Source organism: Streptomyces sp. NPDC048664 (assembly GCF_040650555.1).
GTDB lineage: Bacteria > Actinomycetota > Actinomycetes > Streptomycetales > Streptomycetaceae > Streptomyces.
Genome location: NZ_JBEZHK010000029.1, coordinates 29,298 through 47,751 on the forward strand (window position 1 = coordinate 29,298; position 18,454 = coordinate 47,751).

At 72.4% G+C, this 18,454-nt stretch carries 17 protein-coding genes and 1 pseudogene; 8 read left to right on the top strand and 10 right to left on the bottom strand.

Annotated features, from left to right (window positions below; all coding sequences use genetic code 11):
• Positions 1 to 251: 251 nt before the first annotated feature.
• Together AB0C59_RS26915 and AB0C59_RS26920 are read right to left on the bottom strand one after the other, a co-directional pair.
• On the bottom strand, positions 252 to 1,460 hold the full coding sequence (locus AB0C59_RS26915; RefSeq protein WP_363009104.1) for a TerD family protein: 1,209 nt from the start codon (positions 1,458 to 1,460) through the stop codon (positions 252 to 254).
• 91 nt (positions 1,461 to 1,551) lie between these two features.
• On the bottom strand, positions 1,552 to 2,358 hold the full coding sequence (locus AB0C59_RS26920) for an NAD(P)-dependent oxidoreductase (RefSeq protein WP_363008948.1): 807 nt from the start codon (positions 2,356 to 2,358) through the stop codon (positions 1,552 to 1,554).
• 227 nt (positions 2,359 to 2,585) lie between these two features.
• Between AB0C59_RS26920 and AB0C59_RS26925 the strand changes: the two genes are divergently transcribed.
• Both AB0C59_RS26925 and AB0C59_RS26930 read left to right on the top strand, forming a co-directional pair.
• On the top strand, positions 2,586 to 3,335 hold the full coding sequence (locus tag AB0C59_RS26925) for an MBL fold metallo-hydrolase (protein WP_363008950.1): 750 nt from the start codon (positions 2,586 to 2,588) through the stop codon (positions 3,333 to 3,335).
• A 154-nt stretch (positions 3,336 to 3,489) separates the two neighbouring features.
• Positions 3,490 to 4,284, top strand: coding sequence for an HAD family acid phosphatase (locus AB0C59_RS26930; protein ID WP_363008952.1), 795 nt, complete (start codon positions 3,490 to 3,492; stop codon positions 4,282 to 4,284).
• A gap of 76 nt (positions 4,285 to 4,360) precedes the next feature.
• Here AB0C59_RS26930 and AB0C59_RS26935 read toward each other — a convergent pair whose 3' ends face one another.
• Positions 4,361 to 5,815 (bottom strand): penicillin-binding transpeptidase domain-containing protein, encoded by a 1,455-nt coding sequence (locus AB0C59_RS26935; protein WP_363008954.1) that lies wholly within the window; start codon positions 5,813 to 5,815, stop codon positions 4,361 to 4,363.
• Between the two features lie 116 nt (positions 5,816 to 5,931).
• The gene (locus AB0C59_RS26940; RefSeq protein WP_363008956.1) at positions 5,932 to 6,405 is read right to left on the bottom strand and encodes a GNAT family N-acetyltransferase; all 474 of its coding nucleotides are present in this window, start codon (positions 6,403 to 6,405) and stop codon (positions 5,932 to 5,934) included.
• Between the two features lie 190 nt (positions 6,406 to 6,595).
• Between AB0C59_RS26940 and AB0C59_RS26945 the strand changes: the two genes are divergently transcribed.
• From AB0C59_RS26945 to AB0C59_RS26955, 3 genes are all read left to right on the top strand, one after another.
• A complete protein-coding gene (locus tag AB0C59_RS26945; protein ID WP_363008958.1) occupies positions 6,596 to 7,204 on the top strand; it encodes a DUF1349 domain-containing protein in 609 nt (202 codons plus the stop codon).
• A gap of 111 nt (positions 7,205 to 7,315) precedes the next feature.
• Positions 7,316 to 8,035: a DsbA family oxidoreductase gene (locus tag AB0C59_RS26950; protein WP_363008960.1), complete on the top strand. Its 720-nt coding sequence runs from the start codon at positions 7,316 to 7,318 to the stop codon at positions 8,033 to 8,035.
• A 91-nt stretch (positions 8,036 to 8,126) separates the two neighbouring features.
• Complete coding sequence (locus AB0C59_RS26955; RefSeq protein ID WP_363008962.1) at positions 8,127 to 9,176, top strand: aminotransferase class V-fold PLP-dependent enzyme; 1,050 nt, start codon at positions 8,127 to 8,129, stop codon at positions 9,174 to 9,176.
• Positions 9,177 to 9,244: 68 nt separating this feature from the next.
• Here the strand turns inward: AB0C59_RS26955 and thpD are convergent, their stop codons facing one another.
• The 4 genes from thpD to ectA all read right to left on the bottom strand — a co-directional run bounded on the left by thpD (position 9,245) and on the right by ectA (position 12,509).
• Positions 9,245 to 10,135 carry an ectoine hydroxylase gene (gene thpD, locus AB0C59_RS26960; protein ID WP_363008964.1) on the bottom strand — a complete coding sequence of 297 codons (891 nt, stop codon included), beginning with the start codon at positions 10,133 to 10,135 and terminating at the stop codon, positions 9,245 to 9,247.
• A gap of 5 nt (positions 10,136 to 10,140) precedes the next feature.
• Positions 10,141 to 10,539, bottom strand: a complete 399-nt coding sequence (locus AB0C59_RS26965) for an ectoine synthase (RefSeq protein WP_363008966.1) — start codon at positions 10,537 to 10,539, stop codon at positions 10,141 to 10,143.
• A 90-nt stretch (positions 10,540 to 10,629) separates the two neighbouring features.
• The gene (gene ectB / locus AB0C59_RS26970) at positions 10,630 to 11,901 is read right to left on the bottom strand and encodes a diaminobutyrate--2-oxoglutarate transaminase (RefSeq protein WP_363008968.1); all 1,272 of its coding nucleotides are present in this window, start codon (positions 11,899 to 11,901) and stop codon (positions 10,630 to 10,632) included.
• A gap of 65 nt (positions 11,902 to 11,966) precedes the next feature.
• The gene (ectA, locus tag AB0C59_RS26975) at positions 11,967 to 12,509 is read right to left on the bottom strand and encodes a diaminobutyrate acetyltransferase (protein ID WP_363008970.1); all 543 of its coding nucleotides are present in this window, start codon (positions 12,507 to 12,509) and stop codon (positions 11,967 to 11,969) included.
• A gap of 396 nt (positions 12,510 to 12,905) precedes the next feature.
• Between ectA and AB0C59_RS26980 the strand changes: the two genes are divergently transcribed.
• Positions 12,906 to 13,997 (top strand): amidohydrolase family protein, encoded by a 1,092-nt coding sequence (locus tag AB0C59_RS26980; protein ID WP_363008972.1) that lies wholly within the window; start codon positions 12,906 to 12,908, stop codon positions 13,995 to 13,997.
• A gap of 213 nt (positions 13,998 to 14,210) precedes the next feature.
• Positions 14,211 to 15,161 (top strand): SCO1860 family LAETG-anchored protein, encoded by a 951-nt coding sequence (locus AB0C59_RS26985; protein ID WP_363008974.1) that lies wholly within the window; start codon positions 14,211 to 14,213, stop codon positions 15,159 to 15,161.
• A 343-nt stretch (positions 15,162 to 15,504) separates the two neighbouring features.
• On the opposite strand, the gene cobC is transcribed toward AB0C59_RS26985, so the two are convergent.
• Positions 15,505 to 16,566, bottom strand: a complete 1,062-nt coding sequence (gene cobC, locus AB0C59_RS26990) for an Rv2231c family pyridoxal phosphate-dependent protein CobC (RefSeq protein WP_363008976.1) — start codon at positions 16,564 to 16,566, stop codon at positions 15,505 to 15,507.
• A gap of 112 nt (positions 16,567 to 16,678) precedes the next feature.
• Positions 16,679 to 17,533 (bottom strand): annotated as a pseudogene (locus AB0C59_RS26995) (cobalamin biosynthesis protein); the annotation flags it as partial.
• A gap of 165 nt (positions 17,534 to 17,698) precedes the next feature.
• Between AB0C59_RS26995 and AB0C59_RS27000 the strand changes: the two are divergent.
• Positions 17,699 to 18,427, top strand: coding sequence for a ZIP family metal transporter (locus AB0C59_RS27000; protein ID WP_363008978.1), 729 nt, complete (start codon positions 17,699 to 17,701; stop codon positions 18,425 to 18,427).
• Positions 18,428 to 18,454 lie beyond the last annotated feature (27 nt).

Here is an 18,454-nt window from a genome sequence, read left to right on the forward strand (position 1 = left end):
CCCGGGTCCTGACGGACCCGGACCTGGGCGGGAGACGAGCCGGGAGCCGCCGTGCCCGCCGTCTCGTCCACGTCACCGGCGGCACCTTCCCGCCCGACGGCAGGACCATGTCCGCCGACGACCACCGGCCGGGCGTCACGCCGGCCGCCACCTGCCCCCGGGAGCGGCAGGGGTGCCGCTGATCCGGGCCACCGCGTACCCGGGGGCCCGGGGCTCCCGCCGACGCCGGAGACCGCGGGCGCCCCGGCCGCCTACAGCGCCTCTGCCGCCGGTTTCACCATGTTGCGTACGGTGCGGGCGTTGACGAAGGTGCCCATGGCGGTCATGTCCCACTCCCCGGAGAACTGCCGGACGAGCTTGGCCATCAGCACGCCCGTCTGCGGGTCGGCCTGGGTGAGGTCGAAGCGGACCAGCTCCTCGTCGGTCGCCGCGTCCACGAGGCGGCAGTACGCCTTGGCGATGTCGGTGAACTTCTGCCCGGAGAAGGAGTTCACGGTGAAGACCAGGCCGGTCACCTCCTGGGGGAGGCGCCCGAGGTCGACCGTGATGACCTCGTCGTCGCCCCCGCCCTCGCCCGTGAGGTTGTCGCCGGAGTGCGTGACCGCGCCGTTCAGGATGGTCAGCTTGCCGAAGTAGCAGCTGTCGACGTGGTCGCGCTGCGGGCCGTAGGCGATCACGGACGCGTCCAGGTCGATGTCGCCGCCGCGGAAGGCGGGCTCCCAGCCGAGCCCCATCCGGACCTGGGAGAGCAGCGGACTGCCGCTCTTGACCAGGGACACCGTCTCGTTCTTCCGCAGGCTGACCCGTCCCTTGTCGAGGTTGACCTTGCCGGCGCCGGGGGCCGGGACGGCCGGCGCGGCCGGCGCGGCCGGGGGCGCGGGGGGCGGCGGGGGAACGGCGAGCGACGGCGCCGGTGCGGCGGGCGGCGCGGTGGGCCGCGGAGGTGCCGCCGGCGCCGCGGCGGCCGGTTCCTCGACCGTGACGCCGAAGTCGGTGGCGATGCCCGCCAGTCCGTTCGCGTACCCCTGGCCCACCGCGCGCGCCTTCCACGCGCCGCCCCGCAGATAGACCTCCACGACCACCAGCGCCGTCTCGGCGCCGAGGCGCGGAGGGGTGAACGTGCCCAGCACGCTGTTGTCGTCCGCGTCGCGGATCGTGGCCGTGGGTTCGATGCCCTGGAAGGTCTGGCCCGCGGCGTCGGGGCTCGCGGTGACCACGATCTTCTCGATGCCCGGGGGGACGGAGACGGTGTCCACCGTGATCGAGTCGGGGCTCGTGCCGCCGCCGGAGCGGTGGGTGACGCCCGGGCCCGAGGGCTGGTTGTAGAAGATGAAATCGTCGTCGGAGCGCACCTTGCCGTCGGCGGTGAGCAGCAGTGCCGACACGTCGAGCCGCACCGGGGCGGCGACGTCGACGGTCACACGGGAGGCTCCGAGCGGGATGTTCGAGCCAGGGGTCATAGCTGTCATGCCCGTCCAACGATCAGGACCACTTTGCCGTTCCCTTACCCGATCCGGAGCCTGTCCGACCCCGGTCCTCCCGGCGAACCCCCTACGGCCACAGGGGCGGGTCGGTGACGAAGTGGCCGCCGAGGCGGGCATGGGCGGGGTCGTCCGGCCGCAGCGGGCCCTGCTCGGCGAGGAGCTCGGCGGCGTACCGCTCGGAGTCGTCGCGCGGCTCGTAGCCCAGCGCCCTGGCGCTGGTCAGGTCCCACCACAGGCGGGTGTTCGCCGACGAGCCGTGGACCACGGTGTGCCCGACGCCGTCGGCGCTCAACGCGGCGTGGAAGAGGCGAGCCGCGTCCTCGGGGCTCAGCCACAGGGAGAGGCTGCGCACGCTCCTCGGTTCGGGGAAGCAGGAGCCGATCCGCACCGAGACCGTCTCCAGGCCGTGCTTGTCCCAGTAGAACTGGGCGAGGTCCTCGCCGAAGGACTTGGACAGCCCGTAGAAGGTGTCCGGGCGGCGCGGGGTGTCGACCGGGATCAGCGGGTCGTCGCCCTGGGGGCGCGGGGTGTAGCCGACCGCGTGGTTGGACGAGGCGAACACGATCCGGCGTACGCCCTCCTCGCGCGCAGCCTCGTACAGATGGTAGGTCCCCTCGATGTTCGCCCTGAGGATCTTCTCGAAGGTGGACTCCACGGAGATGCCCGCGAGATGGACGACGGCGTCGGCGCCCCGCACGGCCTCCCGCAGCGCCTCCCGGTCCGCGAGGTCCGCGACGACGGCGTCCGGCTCGCCCTCGATCGGACGCACGTCCAGAAGCCGCAGCTCGTAGCCGTAGCGCGGCAGCAACCCCCGCATCATGGAGCCGAGTTGGCCGGCGGCGCCGGTGAGCAGAACGGTACGGGGAGCGGGCATCCTCGGCCTCCTGGTCCTGAGATCGCGCGGCCACGCCCCTGACCGGCGTGACCGGACCAGTGTGCCGGGCGGCACGGGCGGCACGTGCGGGCCGGGCGGGACGTCCGCCGGAGCGCCCCGGGAGCCCCGACTCCCCACATCGCCGCCCAAAGCGCCCTGATCGCGGAAAGCGGTGAACAGTCCGGAACAGGGGGCGCAACCGGGCAGGGGTCCGTACGCTCCCCACCATGCCCCTGAGCCTCACCGTCCTCGGCACGGCCTCCCCGTCCCCGGGCCCCGACCGCCCCTGCTCCGGCTATCTGCTGCGCGGCGGGGGCGCCGAGATATGGGTCGACGCCGGGCCGGGTACTTTCGCGGAGTTGCAGCGGCACACGGACCCGACCCGGCTCACGGCCATCTGGATCTCCCATCTGCACGCCGACCACAGCGCCGACCTGCTCGCCGCCGCCTACTCCTACGCGTTCGGCGGGCGCACCCTGCCCGCCCCGGTGCCGGTGTACGCGCCCGAGGACTGCGCGCAGCGCCTCGCGGGCTTCTTCGGACGGCACGACCCGCGGTTCCTCGGCTCCGTCTTCGACTTCCGGCCCCTGTACGACGGCCACGCGGTCCGCCACTGGAACCTGCGCCTGGTCACGCGCGCCGTCGACCACGACACCGAGGCGTACGGCCTGCGGGCCGACTGCCAGGGGAGCATCGTGGCGTTCTCCGGGGACAGCGGCCCCTGCGACGTGCTCGCGGAACTCTCCCTCGGGGCCGATGTGTTCCTCTGCGAGGCCGATGCCGACCGGCATCGCGAGGGCGAACGGCGGGTGCATCTCACCCCCGAGGACGCCGGCGCCTATGCCAAGGGCGCGCGGGAGCTCCTCCTCACCCACATCGGGCCCGCGCTCACCCCGGAGGCGGCGGTGGGACGCGCCGCGGCGGTCTTCGGCGGGCCGACGGCAGCCGCCCGCACCGGGCAGACGAAGACCGTCTGACGCCCAGCCGACGACGCTCCGACGGGCGGGCGAACACCGTCAGAACGCCGCCGTCCGGAGGCACATGGGCCCTCGAACCGCCTAATCCCGAATTGTGTATCGATCGCGCAACGAACCTCGCGTTACCGACGATGACGCGCGTAGAAATCGTGTCATGCATAAGTCACTTCGCATCACGGCCGTCGCCGCCGCGTGCGCCATCGCCGGTGGCGCCCTCTACGGCGCCGGCGCGGCCACCGCCGGCCAGTCGACGGCGAACTCCACCCACGAGCCCTACAACATCGGGCTCCTGGTCAAGGACATCGACACCTACTACGGCGCCGCGCTCGACGCCAACGGCACCTACCAGGCGTCCCCGACCAGCCCGTACGCCAAGGACCTGGCGCGCATGGAGTCGGCCGCCAAGCTCTACATCGACCGGGCGGCCCGCAAGGCGCACCGTCACCACGAGAAGCCCGCGGTCGTCTTCGACATCGACGACACGCTGCTGCTCAGCCTCGACTACGAGAAGAAGACGAACTACACGTACAACTCGACCACGTGGGCCGACTACGTGGCCAAGGCCGACCGCCCGGCCGTCCCCGGCACCCCGGACCTGGTGCGCTACGCCAAGGCCCACGGTGTCGAGGTCTTCTACAACTCGGGCCTCAAGGAGTCGCAGCGCTCCGCCGCGGTCGAGAACCTGAAGAAGGTCGGCGCCGACATCAACCTCGACGCCGACCACATGTTCCTCAAGAACGCGGACACCCCGCCGCCCTACCTGAGCGACTGCGCCACCCCGGGCACCTGGACCTGCACCACCGTCCAGTACAAGTCCGGCACCCGTGAGCACATCGAGGACCTCGGCTACGAGATCATCGCCAACTTCGGCGACCAGTACTCGGACCTCGACGGCGGCTACGCCGACCGCACCTACAAGCTCCCGAACCCGACGTACTTCGTCAGCTGAGAGCCCGCTCGACCCGCCGTGCGCCGCGCCCCCGCCAGGGGCGCGGCGCACCGCGCGGCGGACGGGAGCCCCGGGCTCAGCCCCCGAGGGCGGCCCGCATCGTCGCCTTGGCCACCGGTGCCGCCAGGCCGTTGCCGCTGACCTCCGAGCGTGCCGCGTCCGACTGCTCGACCATCACCGCGACGGCCACCTCCTTGCCCGTCGTGTCGGACTTCGCGTACGACGTGAACCACGCGTAGGGCGTCTTGCTGTTGTTCTCGCCGTGCTGGGCCGTACCCGTCTTGCCGCCCACCGTCGCACCCGGTATCTGAGCGTTCGTGCCGGTGCCCTGCGACACCACCGTCTCCATCGCCGACTGCAGCTGCCGGGCCGTCGACGCGCTCACGATCCGCTTGGACCCGGCCTCGTCGAACTTCTCCAGCGCGTCGCCGCCGCCGTCGGTGACCTGCGCCACCATGTGCGGCGAGACCAGCTCACCGCCGTTGGCTATCGCCGCCGACACCATGGCCATCTGCAGCGGCGTCGCCGTGACGTCGAACTGGCCGATGCCCGACAGCGCCGTCTGCGCCTTGTCCATGCCCGACGGGTACACGCTCGGGTACGCGCGCACCGGCACGTCCTGCTTGGCGTCGTTGAAGCCGAACTTCTCGGCCATCGCCCTGACCTTGTCCTGCCCGAGGTCGACGGCCATCTTGCCGAACACGTTGTTGCACGAGTAGCGCAGGGCCACGCGTATCGGCGCGTTCTCGCAGGGGGCGCTCGCGTTCTCGTTCGTCAGCGGCCGGGTCGAGCCGGGCAGCATGTACGGGTTCGGGCTGCGCGTGTCCTGGTCGACCGAGGAGTACAGCCCGTCCTCCAGCGCGGCGGCGGCCACGACCAGCTTGAACGTCGATCCCGGTGGCAGCGGCTGCCGCAGCGCGCGGTTGGTCAGCGGCTTGTCCGGGTCGGTGGTCAGCCGCTGCCAGGCGGTCCCGGCGGTGTTGGCGTCGGTCAGCGACGACGGGTCGTACGACGGCGTGGACACGGCGGCGAGGATGCGGCCGGTCTTCGGGTCGATCGCGACGGCGGAGCCCTTCTTGTCGCCGAGCGCCTTGTACGCGGCCTTCTGCACGGCGGGGTCGATCGTCGTCACCACGTCGCCCGGGTCCGCGCGCTTGCCGGTGACCGTGTCCATGATGCTCTTCAGCCGGGTGTCCGTGCCGTTGAGCACGTCCTCGTAGATCCCCTCCAACTGCGTCGGCGCATAGCTCTGGGAGGCGTAGCCCGTCACGGCCGCGTACAGCTTGCCGTCCGTGTAGGTCCGCTTGTAGGCGAGGTCGCCGTGCGCCGTCCTGGCCGAGCCGGTGACCGCGTGTCCGCCCACGATGATGTTCCCGAGCGGCGCCGCGTAGGTCGCGATGGCGTTCCGCCGGTTGTTCTTGTCGTCCGCGAGCGCCTTGCCGTCGTAGAACTGCACCCAGGTCGCCCTGATCAGCAGAGCGAACACGAGGAGCAGAGCGAAGACGGCGGCGCGTCTGATCGTCTTGTTCATCCCGTGTGAGGACGAGCGGGATCAGGGGATAGTTCCCTTCCGTCCGGTATTCTTATCGGACTTTAAGGCGCTTCGGCATGAGGCTCAGGGTTCCAGGCCTTCGGTTCTTCGGGCCTTCAGGCCTTCAGAACGAGGACGACCTCCTCGATCTCCTGCCCGCGTGCCTGCGCGAAGCCCCTGGCCCGCGCCGTCTGGGCGAACCCGCACTTCTCCAGGACCCGCCGCGAGCCCGCGTTGTCGGCCGCGGCCCTGGCGTACAGGGGCCGCTCCGCGATCTCCGCCAGCAGCGCCCGCAGCGCCGCCGTCGCGACGCCCCGACCCCAGTGGGTGCGGTCGACCCAGTAGGTGACCTCCCGCTCACCCGGCTCGCCGTACACCGCCGCGGTGCCCACCACGTCGCCGTCCACCAGCACCGTGCGCGCGTCGGCCCCGGGCGCGGCGCGCAGCCGCTCCCAGTGCGCGTCGAAGGCGGTCCGGTCGGCCGGGTCCTCGGGGGTGAAGGCAGCCATCCACAGGGCCACGGGGTCGTTGAGCTGGCGGAAGAAGACCGGCAGATCACTGTCGCGCACCTCGCGCAGTGCGACCTCCATGGCTACGCCCCTTCCGCGCGACGGGCCGCACGGCCCGTCGCGGCACGTCTCTCGTCCGTCGTCATCCGTCCCGCGCCACCCGCCGTCCACCGGCGGAGGCAGTGATCAGGGTAGAGAACCGGGGCCGCGGCGGTCACCCGGGTCGCGCGCCAGGGGCGCCGGGAACCGGCGGGCTTGGGACACTCTCCCCATGGACGAAGAACTTCCCGAACTCCCCTTCCAGCTGAGGACCTACGGCCCCGACGGCCACTGGTCCCACGAGGACGGGGTGCTCACCGGCTGGGCCGGTGCCCGGCAGGACCGCTTCGTGCCGCCCACCGGTGAGGCACTGGACCCGGCCACCGACGCGCCCCGGCTCCTCGGCGCCCCCGAGGGCGACTTCCAGCTGATCGCCAGGGTCACGGTCGGCTTCGGCGCCTCCTTCGACGCGGGCGCTCTGTACGTCCAGACCGGTGAGCGGGAGTGGGCCAAGCTGTGCCTGGAGAACTCGCCCGACGTGCCCACCGTGTGCACGGTGGTCACCCGCGGCCACTCCGATGACGCGAACTCCTTCACCGTGGAGGGAAGTTCGGTCTGGCTTCGGGTCAGCCGCACGGCCCGGGCGTTCGCCTTCCACGCCTCCCGGGACGGCGAGCGGTGGACGTTCGTCCGGCTGTTCACGCTCGCCGACGAGGAGCGCAGCGCGGCGGCGCTGGTGGGCTTCATGGCGCAGTCCCCGGTGGGGGAGGGGTGCGTGGTCACCTTCGACCACGTGGAGTACCGGGACTCCTGGCCGCAGGGCCTGCGGGACGGATCGTAGGGACCGTGGTGGGCTGTGTTGAGCCGTGGGGAATGACACCATCCGTTTGAACGTTCACGTATCAGCGGAGGCAGGCTCCGTGCCCGTACGAACTGGAGAGAAGCCGAAGACATGCGCGTGGAGATCTGGAGCGACATCGCCTGCCCCTGGTGCTACGTGGGCAAGGCCCGCTTCGAGAAGGCGCTGCGTGCCTTCCCCCACCGGGACGAGGTCGAGGTGGTGCACCGCTCCTTCGAGCTTGACCCGGACCGCGCCAGGGGCGACGTCCAGCCGGTGCTCACGATGCTGACGCGGAAGTACGGGATGAGCACGGCCCAGGCGCAGGCCGGTGAGGACGACCTGGGGGCGCAGGCCGCCGCCGAGGGCCTGGAGTACCGGACCACGGGCCGTGACCACGGCAACACCTTCGACATGCACCGCCTGCTCCACCTCGCGGGGGAGCGGGGCCGGCAGGACGAGCTGATCCAGCTCCTGTACCGGGCGAACTTCGCCGAGGAGCGGTCCGTCTTCACCGAGGGCGAGGCCCGGCTGGTGGAGCTGGCCGAGGAGGCCGGGCTGGACGCCGAGGAGGCCCGCCGGGTGCTCGCGGACCCCGCCGCGTACGCCGACGCCGTGCGGGCCGACGAGCGGGAGGCCGCCGAGCTGGGCGCGAACGGCGTGCCCTTCTTCGTCCTGGACCGGACGTACGGTGTCTCCGGCGCCCAGCCCGCGGAGGTCTTCACCCAGGCGCTGACCCAGGCCTGGGGCGAGCGGCCGGCGCTGAAGCTGGTCGAGGAGGAGGAAGCGGGCGCCTGCGGCCCGGACGGGTGCGCGGTGCCGCCGCGGCCCTGAGGGGCGGCAGGGGCGGGCTTGTGATCTTCTTCGCGACACCCGTCGCGATCCCGTCGTGGACTATGACCGGTCCAGGCCGCACAGTGGTCCCATGGAGACCTTCGAGACCCTCGTCCGTGCCGAGTTCGCCCCGAAGAACACCTACCTGAACACCGCCAGCACCGGCCTGCTGCCTGCCCGCACCGTGCGGGCCCTGGGCAGGGCCGTGGAGACGGCCGCCGCCGGGCAGCTCACCGACCTGTTCGAGGACGTGGACGCGGCCCGCGCCTCGTTCGCCCGGCTGGCCGGGGTCCCCGCACACCGGGTGGCGGCCGGTACCTCGGTCGCCGTGTTCACCGGCATGATCGCCGCCTCACTGCCCGAGGGAGCCGAAGTCCTCACCGCACAGGGCGACTTCAGCTCCCTCGTCAACCCGTTCCACATGCGCCCCGGCCTGAAGGTGCGCGCGGTCCCGCTGGAGGGCATCGCCGAGGCCGTACGCCCCGGCACGGCGCTGGTCGTGGTCAGCGCCGCCCAGTCGGCCGACGGCCGGATCGCGGACCTGCCCGCACTCCGCGCGGCGGCCCGCGCGCACGGCGCCCGCACCTATGTGGACGTGTCGCAGGCCGCCGGCTGGCTGCCGGTCGACGCCGAGGCGTACGACTACGTCGCGGCCGTCGCCCACAAGTGGCTGCTGTGCCCGTGGGGAGTGGCGTTCCTGACGGTCCCGGAGGACCTCGGCGGGCTCACCCCCGTCTTCGCGGGCTGGGTCTCGGGCGAGGAGCCCTGGGACAGCTGCTACGGGCCGGTGCCGGAACTCGCCCGCTCCGCCCGCAGGTTCGACGCGAGCCCGACCCTGCTCTCCTACGCGGGCGCCCGCGGCTCCCTGCGACTGGTCGAGGAACTGGGCGTGGAGCGGGTACGGCAGCACGACCTCGCCCTCGCCGACCGCTTCCGCGCCGGACTGAGCTCCCTCGGCACGGAACCGCTGCCCTCGCCGGGCTCCGCGATCGTCTCCGTGCCGGGTCTCGGCGCGCGCCGCCCCGAGCTGAGCCGGGCCGGCGTCGAGGTCGCCGACCGCGCGGGAAACCTGCGGGTCGCCTTCCACCTCTACAACACGTCCGCGGACGTGGACCGCGCGCTGGACGTCCTTGCGGGCTGACGCCCCCCACACGCGAACGGGCCGCTCCCGTCCGGCCAGGACGGGAACGGCCCACGCGGCGACGCGGTTCAGCTCACCGCGGTGAAGTCCCGCGCCCCGATGAACTCGGGCCGCCGGACGGGAGCCGAGAACGGCTCCACCGCCGTGTTCTCCACGCTGTTGAACACGATGAACACGTTGCTGCGCGGGAACGGGGTGATGTTGTCCCCGCTGCCGTGCATGCAGTTGCAGTCGAACCAGGTCGCCGAGCCGGCCTTGCCGGTGAACAGCTTGATGCCGTACTCACCCGCCATCGCCGTCAGCGCCTCGTCGGACGGTGTGCCCGCGTCCTGCATCTGGAGGGACTTCTTGTAGTTGTCCTTCGGCGTGGCCCCGGCACAGCCCAGGAACGTGCGGTGCGACCCCGGCATGATCATGAGGCCGCCGTTGGTGTCGTGGTTCTCGGTCAGGGCGATCGAGACGGACACCGTCCGCATGTTCGGCAGGCCGTCCTCGGCGTGCCAGGTCTCGAAGTCGGAGTGCCAGTAGAAGCCGCTGGCCCCGAAGCCGGGCTTGACGTTGATCCGCGACTGGTGGACGTACACGTCCGAGCCGAGGATCTGCCGAGCCCGGCCCACGACGCGCTCGTCGCGGACCAGCTTCGCGAACACCTCGCTGATCCTGTGGACCTCGAAGACGGTCCGGATCTCCTTGGACTGCGGCTCCACGATCGAGCGTTCGTCGGCGCGGATCGCCGGGTCGGTGACCAGCCGCTCCAACTCCCGCTGGTACACGGCGACCTCGTCGGGGCCGATCAGCTCGTCGACGGCGAGGAAGCCGTCGCGCTCGAACCTCGCCAGGCCCTCCACGGAGAAGGGGCCCGGAGTGCCGGGCGCGCCCCAGACCACCGGGTCCTGGCGGGGCACGGACACCTCGGTGGTGCCGCGGCTCGGGTACAGATCGGTGACCGTGGCGGTCATCTGTCTCACACCTCCTCGGTGAGCAGGGGGTAGACGCCGTTCTCGTCGTGGTCCTCGCGGCCGGTCACGGGCGGGTTGAAGACGCACAGGCAGCGGAAGTCCGCTTTGACCTTCAGCGTGTGCCGCTCGTGCCCGTCGAGGAGGTACATGGTCCCCGGCGTGATCGTGTACGTCTTCCCGGTCTCGCGGTCGGTCAGCTCCGCCTCGCCCTCCACGCACACGACGGCCTCGATGTGGTTCGCGTACCACATCGACGTCTCCGTGCCCGCGTACAGGACGGTCTCGTGGAGGGAGAAGCCGACCTTCTCCTTGGCGAGGACGATGCGTTTGCTCTCCCAGGTACCGGACGCCGCCTTGACGTGCCGGTCGGTGCCTTCGATGTCCTTGAACGAACGGACGATCACGGGGGGTGCGCCTCCTTCTCGACGGTCTGTGCCGTGCTGCGGGTGTGCTGTGCTGTGCTGTGTTGGTCTTGCGCCTTCCGACCCAGGGGGTCAGACGGTCTCGCGGACCGCGCGGGCGAGGATGCTCATGCCCTCGTCCAGCTCGTCGGCGGTCATGGTGAGGGCGGGCAGCATCTTGACCACCTCGCTCTCGGGTCCCGACGTCTCCACGAGCAGCCCGAGGTCGAACGCGCGGCGCGCGATCCGCCCCGCGCGGCCCTTGTCGTGGAACTCCAGGCCCCACACCAGGCCGCGTCCGCGGTACTCCTTGACGTCGGCGAGGTTCTCCTCGGTGATCGAGATCAGCCCCTGTTCGAGCTGCTCCCCGCGTGTCCGGGTCTGCTTCTCCATCGCGGCGCCGTCGGTCCAGTACGTCTCCAGCGCGGCGGTGGCCGTGACGAACGCCGGGTTGTTGCCCCGGAACGTGCCGTTGTGCTCGCCGGGCTCCCAGACGTCCAGCTCGGGCTTGAACAGGCACAGCGACATGGGCAGGCCGTAGCCGCTGATGGACTTGGACACGGTGACGATGTCCGGCACGATCCCGGCCTCCTCGAAGGAGAAGAACGCGCCGGTACGGCCGCAGCCCATCTGGATGTCGTCCACGATCAGCAGCATGTCGCGGCGTGCGCACAGATCGGCGAGGGCGCGCAGCCACTCGGCCCGGGCGACGTTGATGCCGCCCTCGCCCTGCACGGTCTCCACGATGACGGCCGCGGGCTGGTTGAGGCCGGAACCCTGGTCCTCCAGGAGCCGCTCGAACCACAGGAAGTCCTCGACCTTGCCGTCCAGGTAGTGGTCGAAGGGCATCGGCGTCCCGTGCACCAGCGGAATGCCGGCGCCGGCCCGCTTGAAGGCGTTGCCGGTGACGGCGAGGGAGCCCAGCGACATGCCGTGGAAGGCGTTGGTGAAGGACACGATGGACTCGCGGCCCTTCACCTTGCGGGCCAGCTTCAGCGCGGACTCGACGGCGTTGGTGCCGGTGGGGCCGGGGAACATGACCTTGTAGGGCAGGTCGCGGGGCCGCAGGACGTGGTCCTGGAAGGCCTGGAGGAAGGACCGCTTGGCCGTGGTGGACATGTCCAGGCCGTGCGTGATCCCGTCCCGCTCCAGGTAGTCGATCAACGCCCGTTTGAGCACGGGGTTGTTGTGGCCGTAGTTCAGCGACCCGGCGCCGGCGAAGAAGTCGAGGTACTCGTGGCCGTCCTCGTCGTACAGGCGGCTGCCGTGTGCGCGGTCGAAGACGGTGGGCCAGCCGCGGCAGTAGCTGCGCACCTCCGACTCCAGGGTCTCGAAGACGCTGAGGTCGGGCTGGGTGATGGTCACGGCGAAATCGCTCCTCGGTGGTGGGGGAGGGAGGATGTGGGTGGAGGTCGGGAAGTTCAGGGAGATCAGGCGGCCAGGGGGCCGATGCGGTACAGGACCTCGGGGTCGTGCGGCCCGTCGGGGAACTGGCCCGTCTCGAAGAGGACCTCGCGGTCCACGGTCGCGCCATGACGTCGGGCGTACGACAGGAACAGGCGCTCGGAGGCGGTGTTGCCAGGAGTGATGGTCGTCTCGATCCCGTTCACCCCGTGCTGCCGCACGACCCGTTCCGTGAGCCCGTCGAGCAGCCGGGCCGCGAGCCCCTGCCCGCGGTAGGCGGAGTCCACGGCCACCTGCCACACCAGCAGGGTGCGGGGGCGGTCGGGCCGCAGGTACGCGGTGACGAACCCGACGGGGCGTCCGTCGGAGTCGTCGCGCACCACGACCGTGGTGTCCGCGAAGTCGCGGCACCACAGCAGGTAGCTGTAGGACGAGTTCAGGTCGAGGGTTCGGGAGTCCTTGGCAATGCGCCAGAGCGCGGCACCGTCCGCCACGTCCGGACGGTCGATCCGCAGCCCCTCCGGCATTTCCAGGAATTCCGGTTGCAGGTCTGCTTGTGCGGCGGTCATGCGAATTGAATTTACCCAGAGAAATCCGAAAACGCATCGCCCTGAGGGGTTACGCATGGGCGGTCGATGTGTTATCACGCGGGCGCGTGCGCCCCCATGAGAAGGCAGGGATTGGTGCCTGTATGACCGAAAAATCCACCACAAAAGGACGCCGCTGTGGAGTCGATCACAATCACGAAAGTCCCACGGACCTGTCCGAATCGCGCCGTTTGGCGTTCGCGGAATCCTCGCGTTTAGGTCCAGGGAAAGCGGGCAGAAGAATATGGGAAGCTACCCTTCGGGTGAATTCCATAATTGCATGGAAGGGGCTCGCCGGTAAATGCCGATTTCCGATGTCGTCGGCCGTTTCCCGGGGACTCTCCCGCGGGCCCGTGCCGGGGCACTAATGTGCGGGGCATGAGCGAGCGTGCGGTGTTGCATGTGAAGGGGCGGGTGCTTGTCGGGGCCGAGGAGGTGCGGGACGAGCTGTGGGTGGTCGACGGGCGGATCTCGTACGACCGCCCGGCCGGTGCCCGTGACGTCCGTACCGTCGAGGGCTGGGTGCTCCCCGGGCTCGTGGACGCGCACTGCCATGTCGGCCTCGACGCGCACGGGCCGGTGTCCGGCGACGTCTCCGAGAAGCAGGCACTGGCCGACCGCGACGCCGGCACCCTCCTGATCCGGGACGCGGGCTCCCCGTCGGACACCCGCTGGATCGACGACCGCGACGACCTGCCCAAGATCATCCGAGCCGGCCGGCACATCGCGCGCACCCGCCGCTACATCCGCAACTACGCCTGGGAGGTCGAGCCGGAGGACCTCGTCGCCCACGTCGCCCAGGAAGCCCGGCGCGGCGACGGCTGGGTCAAGCTGGTCGGCGACTGGATCGACCGGGAGGTGGGGGACCTGTCCGCCTGCTGGCCGCGTGACGCGGTGCGGGCGGCGATCGCCGAGGCGCACCGCCTGGGCACCCGCGTCACCGCGCACTGCTTCGCCGAGGACTCGCTGCGCGACCTGGTGGAGGCGGGCATCGACTGCGTCGAGCACGCCACGGGGCTGACCGAGGAGACGATCCCGCTGTTCGCGGAACGGGGCGTGGCGATCGTCCCGACCCTGGTCAACATCGCGACCTTCCCGAGGCTCGCCGACGGCGGCGAGACGAAGTTCCCGCGCTGGTCGGCCCATATGCGGCGGCTGCACGAGCGGCGCTACGACACGGTGGGAGCCGCGTACGACGCGGGGATCCCGGTGTTCGTGGGCACCGACGCGGGGGGCTCGCTGCCGCACGGCCTGGTGGCGGCCGAGGTGGCGGAACTGGTGACCGCGGGCCTGCCGCCGCTGACGGCGCTGTCGGCGGCCGCCTGGGACGCCCGCCGATGGCTCGGCAGGCCCGGACTCGAGGAGGGCGCCCCCGCCGACCTCGTCGTCTACGAGACCGATCCCCGTGCCGACGTGCGGGTGCTGGCGGCGCCGCTGCGGGTGGTCGTGAACGGCAGGCCGACCGCGTAGGCGACGGCTCCGCGCGCCCCCGTGCGCGCCCCCTCCGTGGGGGACACGGGTGCGGCGTTCGGGTGACTTCGGGGAACAGACGTGCCGCATGTTTCGAAGATCTTTGCGGAAACGCCACGATGGAGTGAAGTAACCGGGTGTCGCTGACGGTTCACTCCCGGTGCGCGATTCTTTCCGGGTCCCGAGCCTGTCTTCCCTGGGGGTCCCACCACCATGAACGGCATCACCTTCCGCATGCCCGCACGCCGGCTGACCACCGTCGCGCTGGCCACCGTCCTGGCCGCGGGCCCCGCCGCGCTGGCCGGCGCGGGTCCGGCCGCCGCGACCGGAGGCCACGGCAGCGCGAGCGCCTTCGTCCTGCGCACCGGGCTCGACGTGTCCCTGGCCGACAAGGCGCTGAACATCCCGCTCGCCGTCTCCCTCAACGAGGTCCAGGCGCCGAGGAGCGCTCAGCGGACCGCGCTGTCCGCCCGGCTGGACGGGGTCGCGGGCGGCCGCCCCTTCGACGTGGTGCGGGCGAGCGCCGCCGACGCGAAGGCGACGGTCTCCTCCGACGGCGCGGAGGCCTCCACGCGCCTGGCCGACGCGCGCGTCCACCTTCCCGGGATGCCCATGCTGCCCCTGATCGAGGTGGAGGGTGTCACCTCGAAGGCGGTGTGCGCGCCCGGGAAGACCCCCGTAGCCACGTCGGACGTGCTGGGCGCCGTGACCGTCCTCGGACACAGGGTCACCGCCACGGCGGGCGGGCCCATGGAGGTGAAGGTCCCCGGCGTCGGCGAGGTGCGCGCGGAGGTGTCGCCGACCCGGGTGGTCGCGCGTACGGCGGCGGCGTCCTCGCTGGTGCTCACGGTGTCCCTGAACCCGCTGAACCTGAACGTGGCGCGGATCAAGGGCACGGTGACGCTGGCGGGCGCCCGCTGCGAGGCGCCGGAGGGCTCCGGCGCGCCGGAGCCGGGCACGGCCACCGCGCCGGACGTGAAGCCGCAGGGCGCGCCGGCGAAGGAGGCGGACACCCCGGCCGAGCCGGCGGCGGCCCCGGCGCAGTCCGCCAACCTGGCGGAGACCGGCGGCGGCTCGGCCACGCCGTACATCGTGGCCGGGGCGATCGCCCTGCTCGCGGTGGGCGCGGGAGCGGTGGGGGTGGCGCGGCGACGCCGGGGGTGAGGGGGGCGCTCCGCGGGGTGGGGGGGTGCCTTTTGGGTGAGCGGTGCTCTGCGAGGTGAGCGGTGTTCCGTCATGTGAGCGGGGCTCTGCCAGGCGAGCAGTGCTCCGGCGCGTGGGCACTGCTCCGCTATGAGAGCGCCGCTCTGCCGGGCGAGCACCGCTGCCTTACGTGAGCACCGCTCCGCCATGCGGGAACCGCTCCGTTACGAGAGCACCGCCCCGTCGCGTGAGCATCTCTCCGCCATGCGAGCACCGCTCCAGTCGGCCGACAGCCGCCCCCGCCCCCCCCGGACGGCATCCGCCCCCGGCACGGAAACCCGGTCGGCCCCACCCCGCCGCCCGTTCACCGCCCCGCCAGCGCCACCGCCCGGTCGAGGGCCCGGAGGAAGCGGTTCGTCGTCGGGCGGTCTCGGACCGCGAGTCGTAGCCACTCCTCGCCCAGCCCCGGGAACGTGTCCCCCCGGCGTACCGCGAACCCCAGGTCCCGCAGATGATGGCGCACGACGGCCGCCCGTTCCAGCCGGACCAGGACGAACGGGCCCGCCGCGGGCTCGGCCACGTACAGCCTGTCGGGGCCGAACTCTCTCAGGCCCGCGACCAGACGCGCACGGTCCGCCGCCACCCGGTGGGCCGCGTGCGCGGCCTCCGCCAGCGCCCGGGGCGACACGCACGCCTCCGCCGCCACCAGCGCGGGCGTGGACACCGGCCACAGCGGCTGGGCCCCCGCCAGTTCCGCGATCGTCCCGGGGTCGGCCAGGACATAGCCGATCCGCAGGCCCGCCAGCCCCCAGGTCTTGGTGAGGCTGCGCAGGACCACGAGACCGGGCACGTCCGTCACGGACGCCAGCGCCTCACGCTCGCCCGGCACCGCGTCCATGAACGCCTCGTCCACGACCAGCGTCCGCCCGGGCCGGGCCAGCGCCGTGATCGCGGAGGCCGGGTGCAGGACCGACGTCGGGTTGGTCGGGTTGCCGATCACCACCAGGTCCGCGTCCTCGGGGACCCGCGCCGGGTCCAGCCGGAAGCCGTCCGACGGCCGCAGCAGCACCCGGTCCACCGCGTGCCCGGCATCCCGCAGTGCCGCCTCGGGTTCCGTGAACTGCGGGTGCACCACGACCGCCCGGCGCACCTTCACGGCGCGCGCGATCAGCACGAACGCCTCGGCCGCGCCCGCCGTCAGCAGCACGCGCTCCGCCGCCACGCCGTGCCGCGCCGCCACCGCCGCCCGCGCCGCCCGGCCGTCGGGGTAGGCGGCGAGGGAGCCCAGTGAGTCCGCGATCAGCTCGCGCAGCCACCCCGGTGGCGTGTCCGCGCGCACGTTCACGGCGAGGTCGGTCAGGGCGGCGCCGTCGTCGCGGACCTCGGCGTCCCCGTGGTGGCGCAGATCGTGCCGGTCAGTGTGCATGAGAGTGCCCGGGTCGCTCGTGGCTGTGGCTGTGGCCGTGGCCGTGGTCGTGGTCGTGGCCGCCGTCGTCCGGGCGACTCCCCACCGCGTCCTCGTACCGCTCCCCCTCGGCGCCGAGCCCGGGGCGGCGGACGACGGCGCAGGTCGCCCTCGCCGGGGACCCGGCGGACCTCCGCTTGGCGACGAGCAGCTCACCCCCGTGCGCGAGCGCCGCCGCCTCCGCCACCGAGGCGGTGCCGACCGCGGCCAGCGGCGCCCGGGACGGACCGGGCACGGCCACCCGGGCCAGTTCCTCGGCCGGGTACGTCACCAACGGCACCCCGAGGTGCCGAGCCGCCGCCACGATGCCCGGCTCCTCGGCCTTGGCGTCGACGGTGGCGAATGCGGCGAGGGAGAGCGCCGACAGCCCGGCGTCCCACAGGGCACCGGCCACCAGCTCCAGCACCTCCTGGACGGGAACGCCCTTGGAGGCACCGACGCCCACCACCAGGGACGGCGGACGCAGCAGCACCTCCCGGTGACCGGGCTCGCCGGCCCGGTCGCCGACCCGGATCGTGTACGGCCCCGGCGGGTCCGGCGGCGACGCCGCCGGCGGAGGCGGCGGAGGCGGCGGCCACGCCACCTCGGCCACCAGGGCCACCGGGTCCCAGTCCAGCAGCGCGCCCACCTCGCGGGCGAGCCCGATCGCCCCTCCGCCCCGCCCGCCGAGCAGGGCCACCGCGAACCGGCGCCCCTCGTCCACGCAGACCACGCCCGGGCCGGACGCCTCGTCCCGCGGCAGCGGGGCGAGCAGCCGCACGGCGGCGTCCGTCGCCAGGAAGCACACCACCTGCTCGCACTCCGCGAACGCGGCCCGTACGGCCTCCTCGACGGGGCCCTCGTACACCCGCGTACGGTCGGGCCACGCGGCGGCCAGTCGGTCGCGTGCCACGGCCCCCACCGTGGTGGCGGAAACGAGGCCGATCACTCGCAAACCCCTTCTTCTCGGGCACCGGCGAAGATCACCTTGCCGGTGGGGGCATCGGCCATGGGAATCTTTCCCTTCCTACGAAAGTTTGAGCAGTGCGGAACAGCGGTGCGCACGACGCCGCCGATGCTGGGCACACAGAGATCGATGGGATAGCAAGGTCATATGGCGGTGTTCGTCGCGCTCGGCGCGTTCCTGATGACGCTGGCCGGCGGCTGGACGGCACAGCGGGTGACCGACCGCCGCCATCTCGTCCTCGGGCTGGCCGGCGGGCTGATGCTCGGCGTGGTCGGCCTCGACCTGCTGCCGGAGGCGCTGCGCGCGGCGGGCGGCGAGGTGTTCGGCGTGCCCGCGGCACTGCTGCTGTTCGTGGCCGGGTTCCTGCTGGCGCATCTGGTGGAGCGCCTGCTCGCGGCCCGCCGCGCCGCGCACGGGGCGGACGAGCACGACCACCGGGCGCCCGAGGTGGGCCTGACGGCGGCCGGGGCGATGGTCGGGCACAGCGCGATGGACGGCGTCGCGATCGGGGCCGCGTTCCAGGTGGGCGGCGGGATGGGAACCGCGGTGGCGCTCGCGGTCATCGCGCACGACTTCGCGGACGGTTTCAACACCTACACGATCACCAGCCTGTACGGGAACGCCCGCCGCAAGGCCATCATGATGCTCGTCGCGGACGCGGCCGCACCCATGGTGGGCGCCGCGTCCACGCTGGCCTTCACCATCCCCGAGAAGGCCCTCGGCTGCTATCTCGGGCTCTTCGGCGGCGTGCTCCTCTACCTGGCCGCCGCCGAGATCCTCCCCGAGGCGCACCACGTCCACCCCGCCCGCTCGACCCTGCTGTGCACGATCGCGGGCGCCGCCTTCATCTGGCTGGTGGTGGGCCTGGCGGGCTGACCCGCCGGGGCGGACGACGGCCCCGGT

Excerpts from the sequence above, each read along its gene's own strand:
- AB0C59_RS26915 (WP_363009104.1), bottom strand. The coding sequence starts at position 1,460 with ATGACCCCTGGCTCGAACATCCCGCTCGGAGCCTCCCGTGTGACCGTC.
- AB0C59_RS26920 (WP_363008948.1), bottom strand. The coding sequence starts at position 2,358 with ATGCCCGCTCCCCGTACCGTTCTGCTCACCGGCGCCGCCGGCCAACTC.
- AB0C59_RS26925 (WP_363008950.1), top strand. The coding sequence starts at position 2,586 with ATGCCCCTGAGCCTCACCGTCCTCGGCACGGCCTCCCCGTCCCCGGGC.
- AB0C59_RS26930 (WP_363008952.1), top strand. The coding sequence starts at position 3,490 with ATGCATAAGTCACTTCGCATCACGGCCGTCGCCGCCGCGTGCGCCATC.
- AB0C59_RS26935 (WP_363008954.1), bottom strand. The coding sequence starts at position 5,815 with ATGAACAAGACGATCAGACGCGCCGCCGTCTTCGCTCTGCTCCTCGTG.
- AB0C59_RS26940 (WP_363008956.1), bottom strand. The coding sequence starts at position 6,405 with ATGGAGGTCGCACTGCGCGAGGTGCGCGACAGTGATCTGCCGGTCTTC.
- AB0C59_RS26945 (WP_363008958.1), top strand. The coding sequence starts at position 6,596 with ATGGACGAAGAACTTCCCGAACTCCCCTTCCAGCTGAGGACCTACGGC.
- AB0C59_RS26950 (WP_363008960.1), top strand. The coding sequence starts at position 7,316 with ATGCGCGTGGAGATCTGGAGCGACATCGCCTGCCCCTGGTGCTACGTG.
- AB0C59_RS26955 (WP_363008962.1), top strand. The coding sequence starts at position 8,127 with ATGGAGACCTTCGAGACCCTCGTCCGTGCCGAGTTCGCCCCGAAGAAC.
- thpD (WP_363008964.1), bottom strand. The coding sequence starts at position 10,135 with ATGACCGCCACGGTCACCGATCTGTACCCGAGCCGCGGCACCACCGAG.
- ectA (WP_363008970.1), bottom strand. The coding sequence starts at position 12,509 with ATGACCGCCGCACAAGCAGACCTGCAACCGGAATTCCTGGAAATGCCG.
- AB0C59_RS26980 (WP_363008972.1), top strand. The coding sequence starts at position 12,906 with ATGAGCGAGCGTGCGGTGTTGCATGTGAAGGGGCGGGTGCTTGTCGGG.
- AB0C59_RS26985 (WP_363008974.1), top strand. The coding sequence starts at position 14,211 with ATGAACGGCATCACCTTCCGCATGCCCGCACGCCGGCTGACCACCGTC.
- cobC (WP_363008976.1), bottom strand. The coding sequence starts at position 16,566 with ATGCACACTGACCGGCACGATCTGCGCCACCACGGGGACGCCGAGGTC.
- AB0C59_RS27000 (WP_363008978.1), top strand. The coding sequence starts at position 17,699 with ATGGCGGTGTTCGTCGCGCTCGGCGCGTTCCTGATGACGCTGGCCGGC.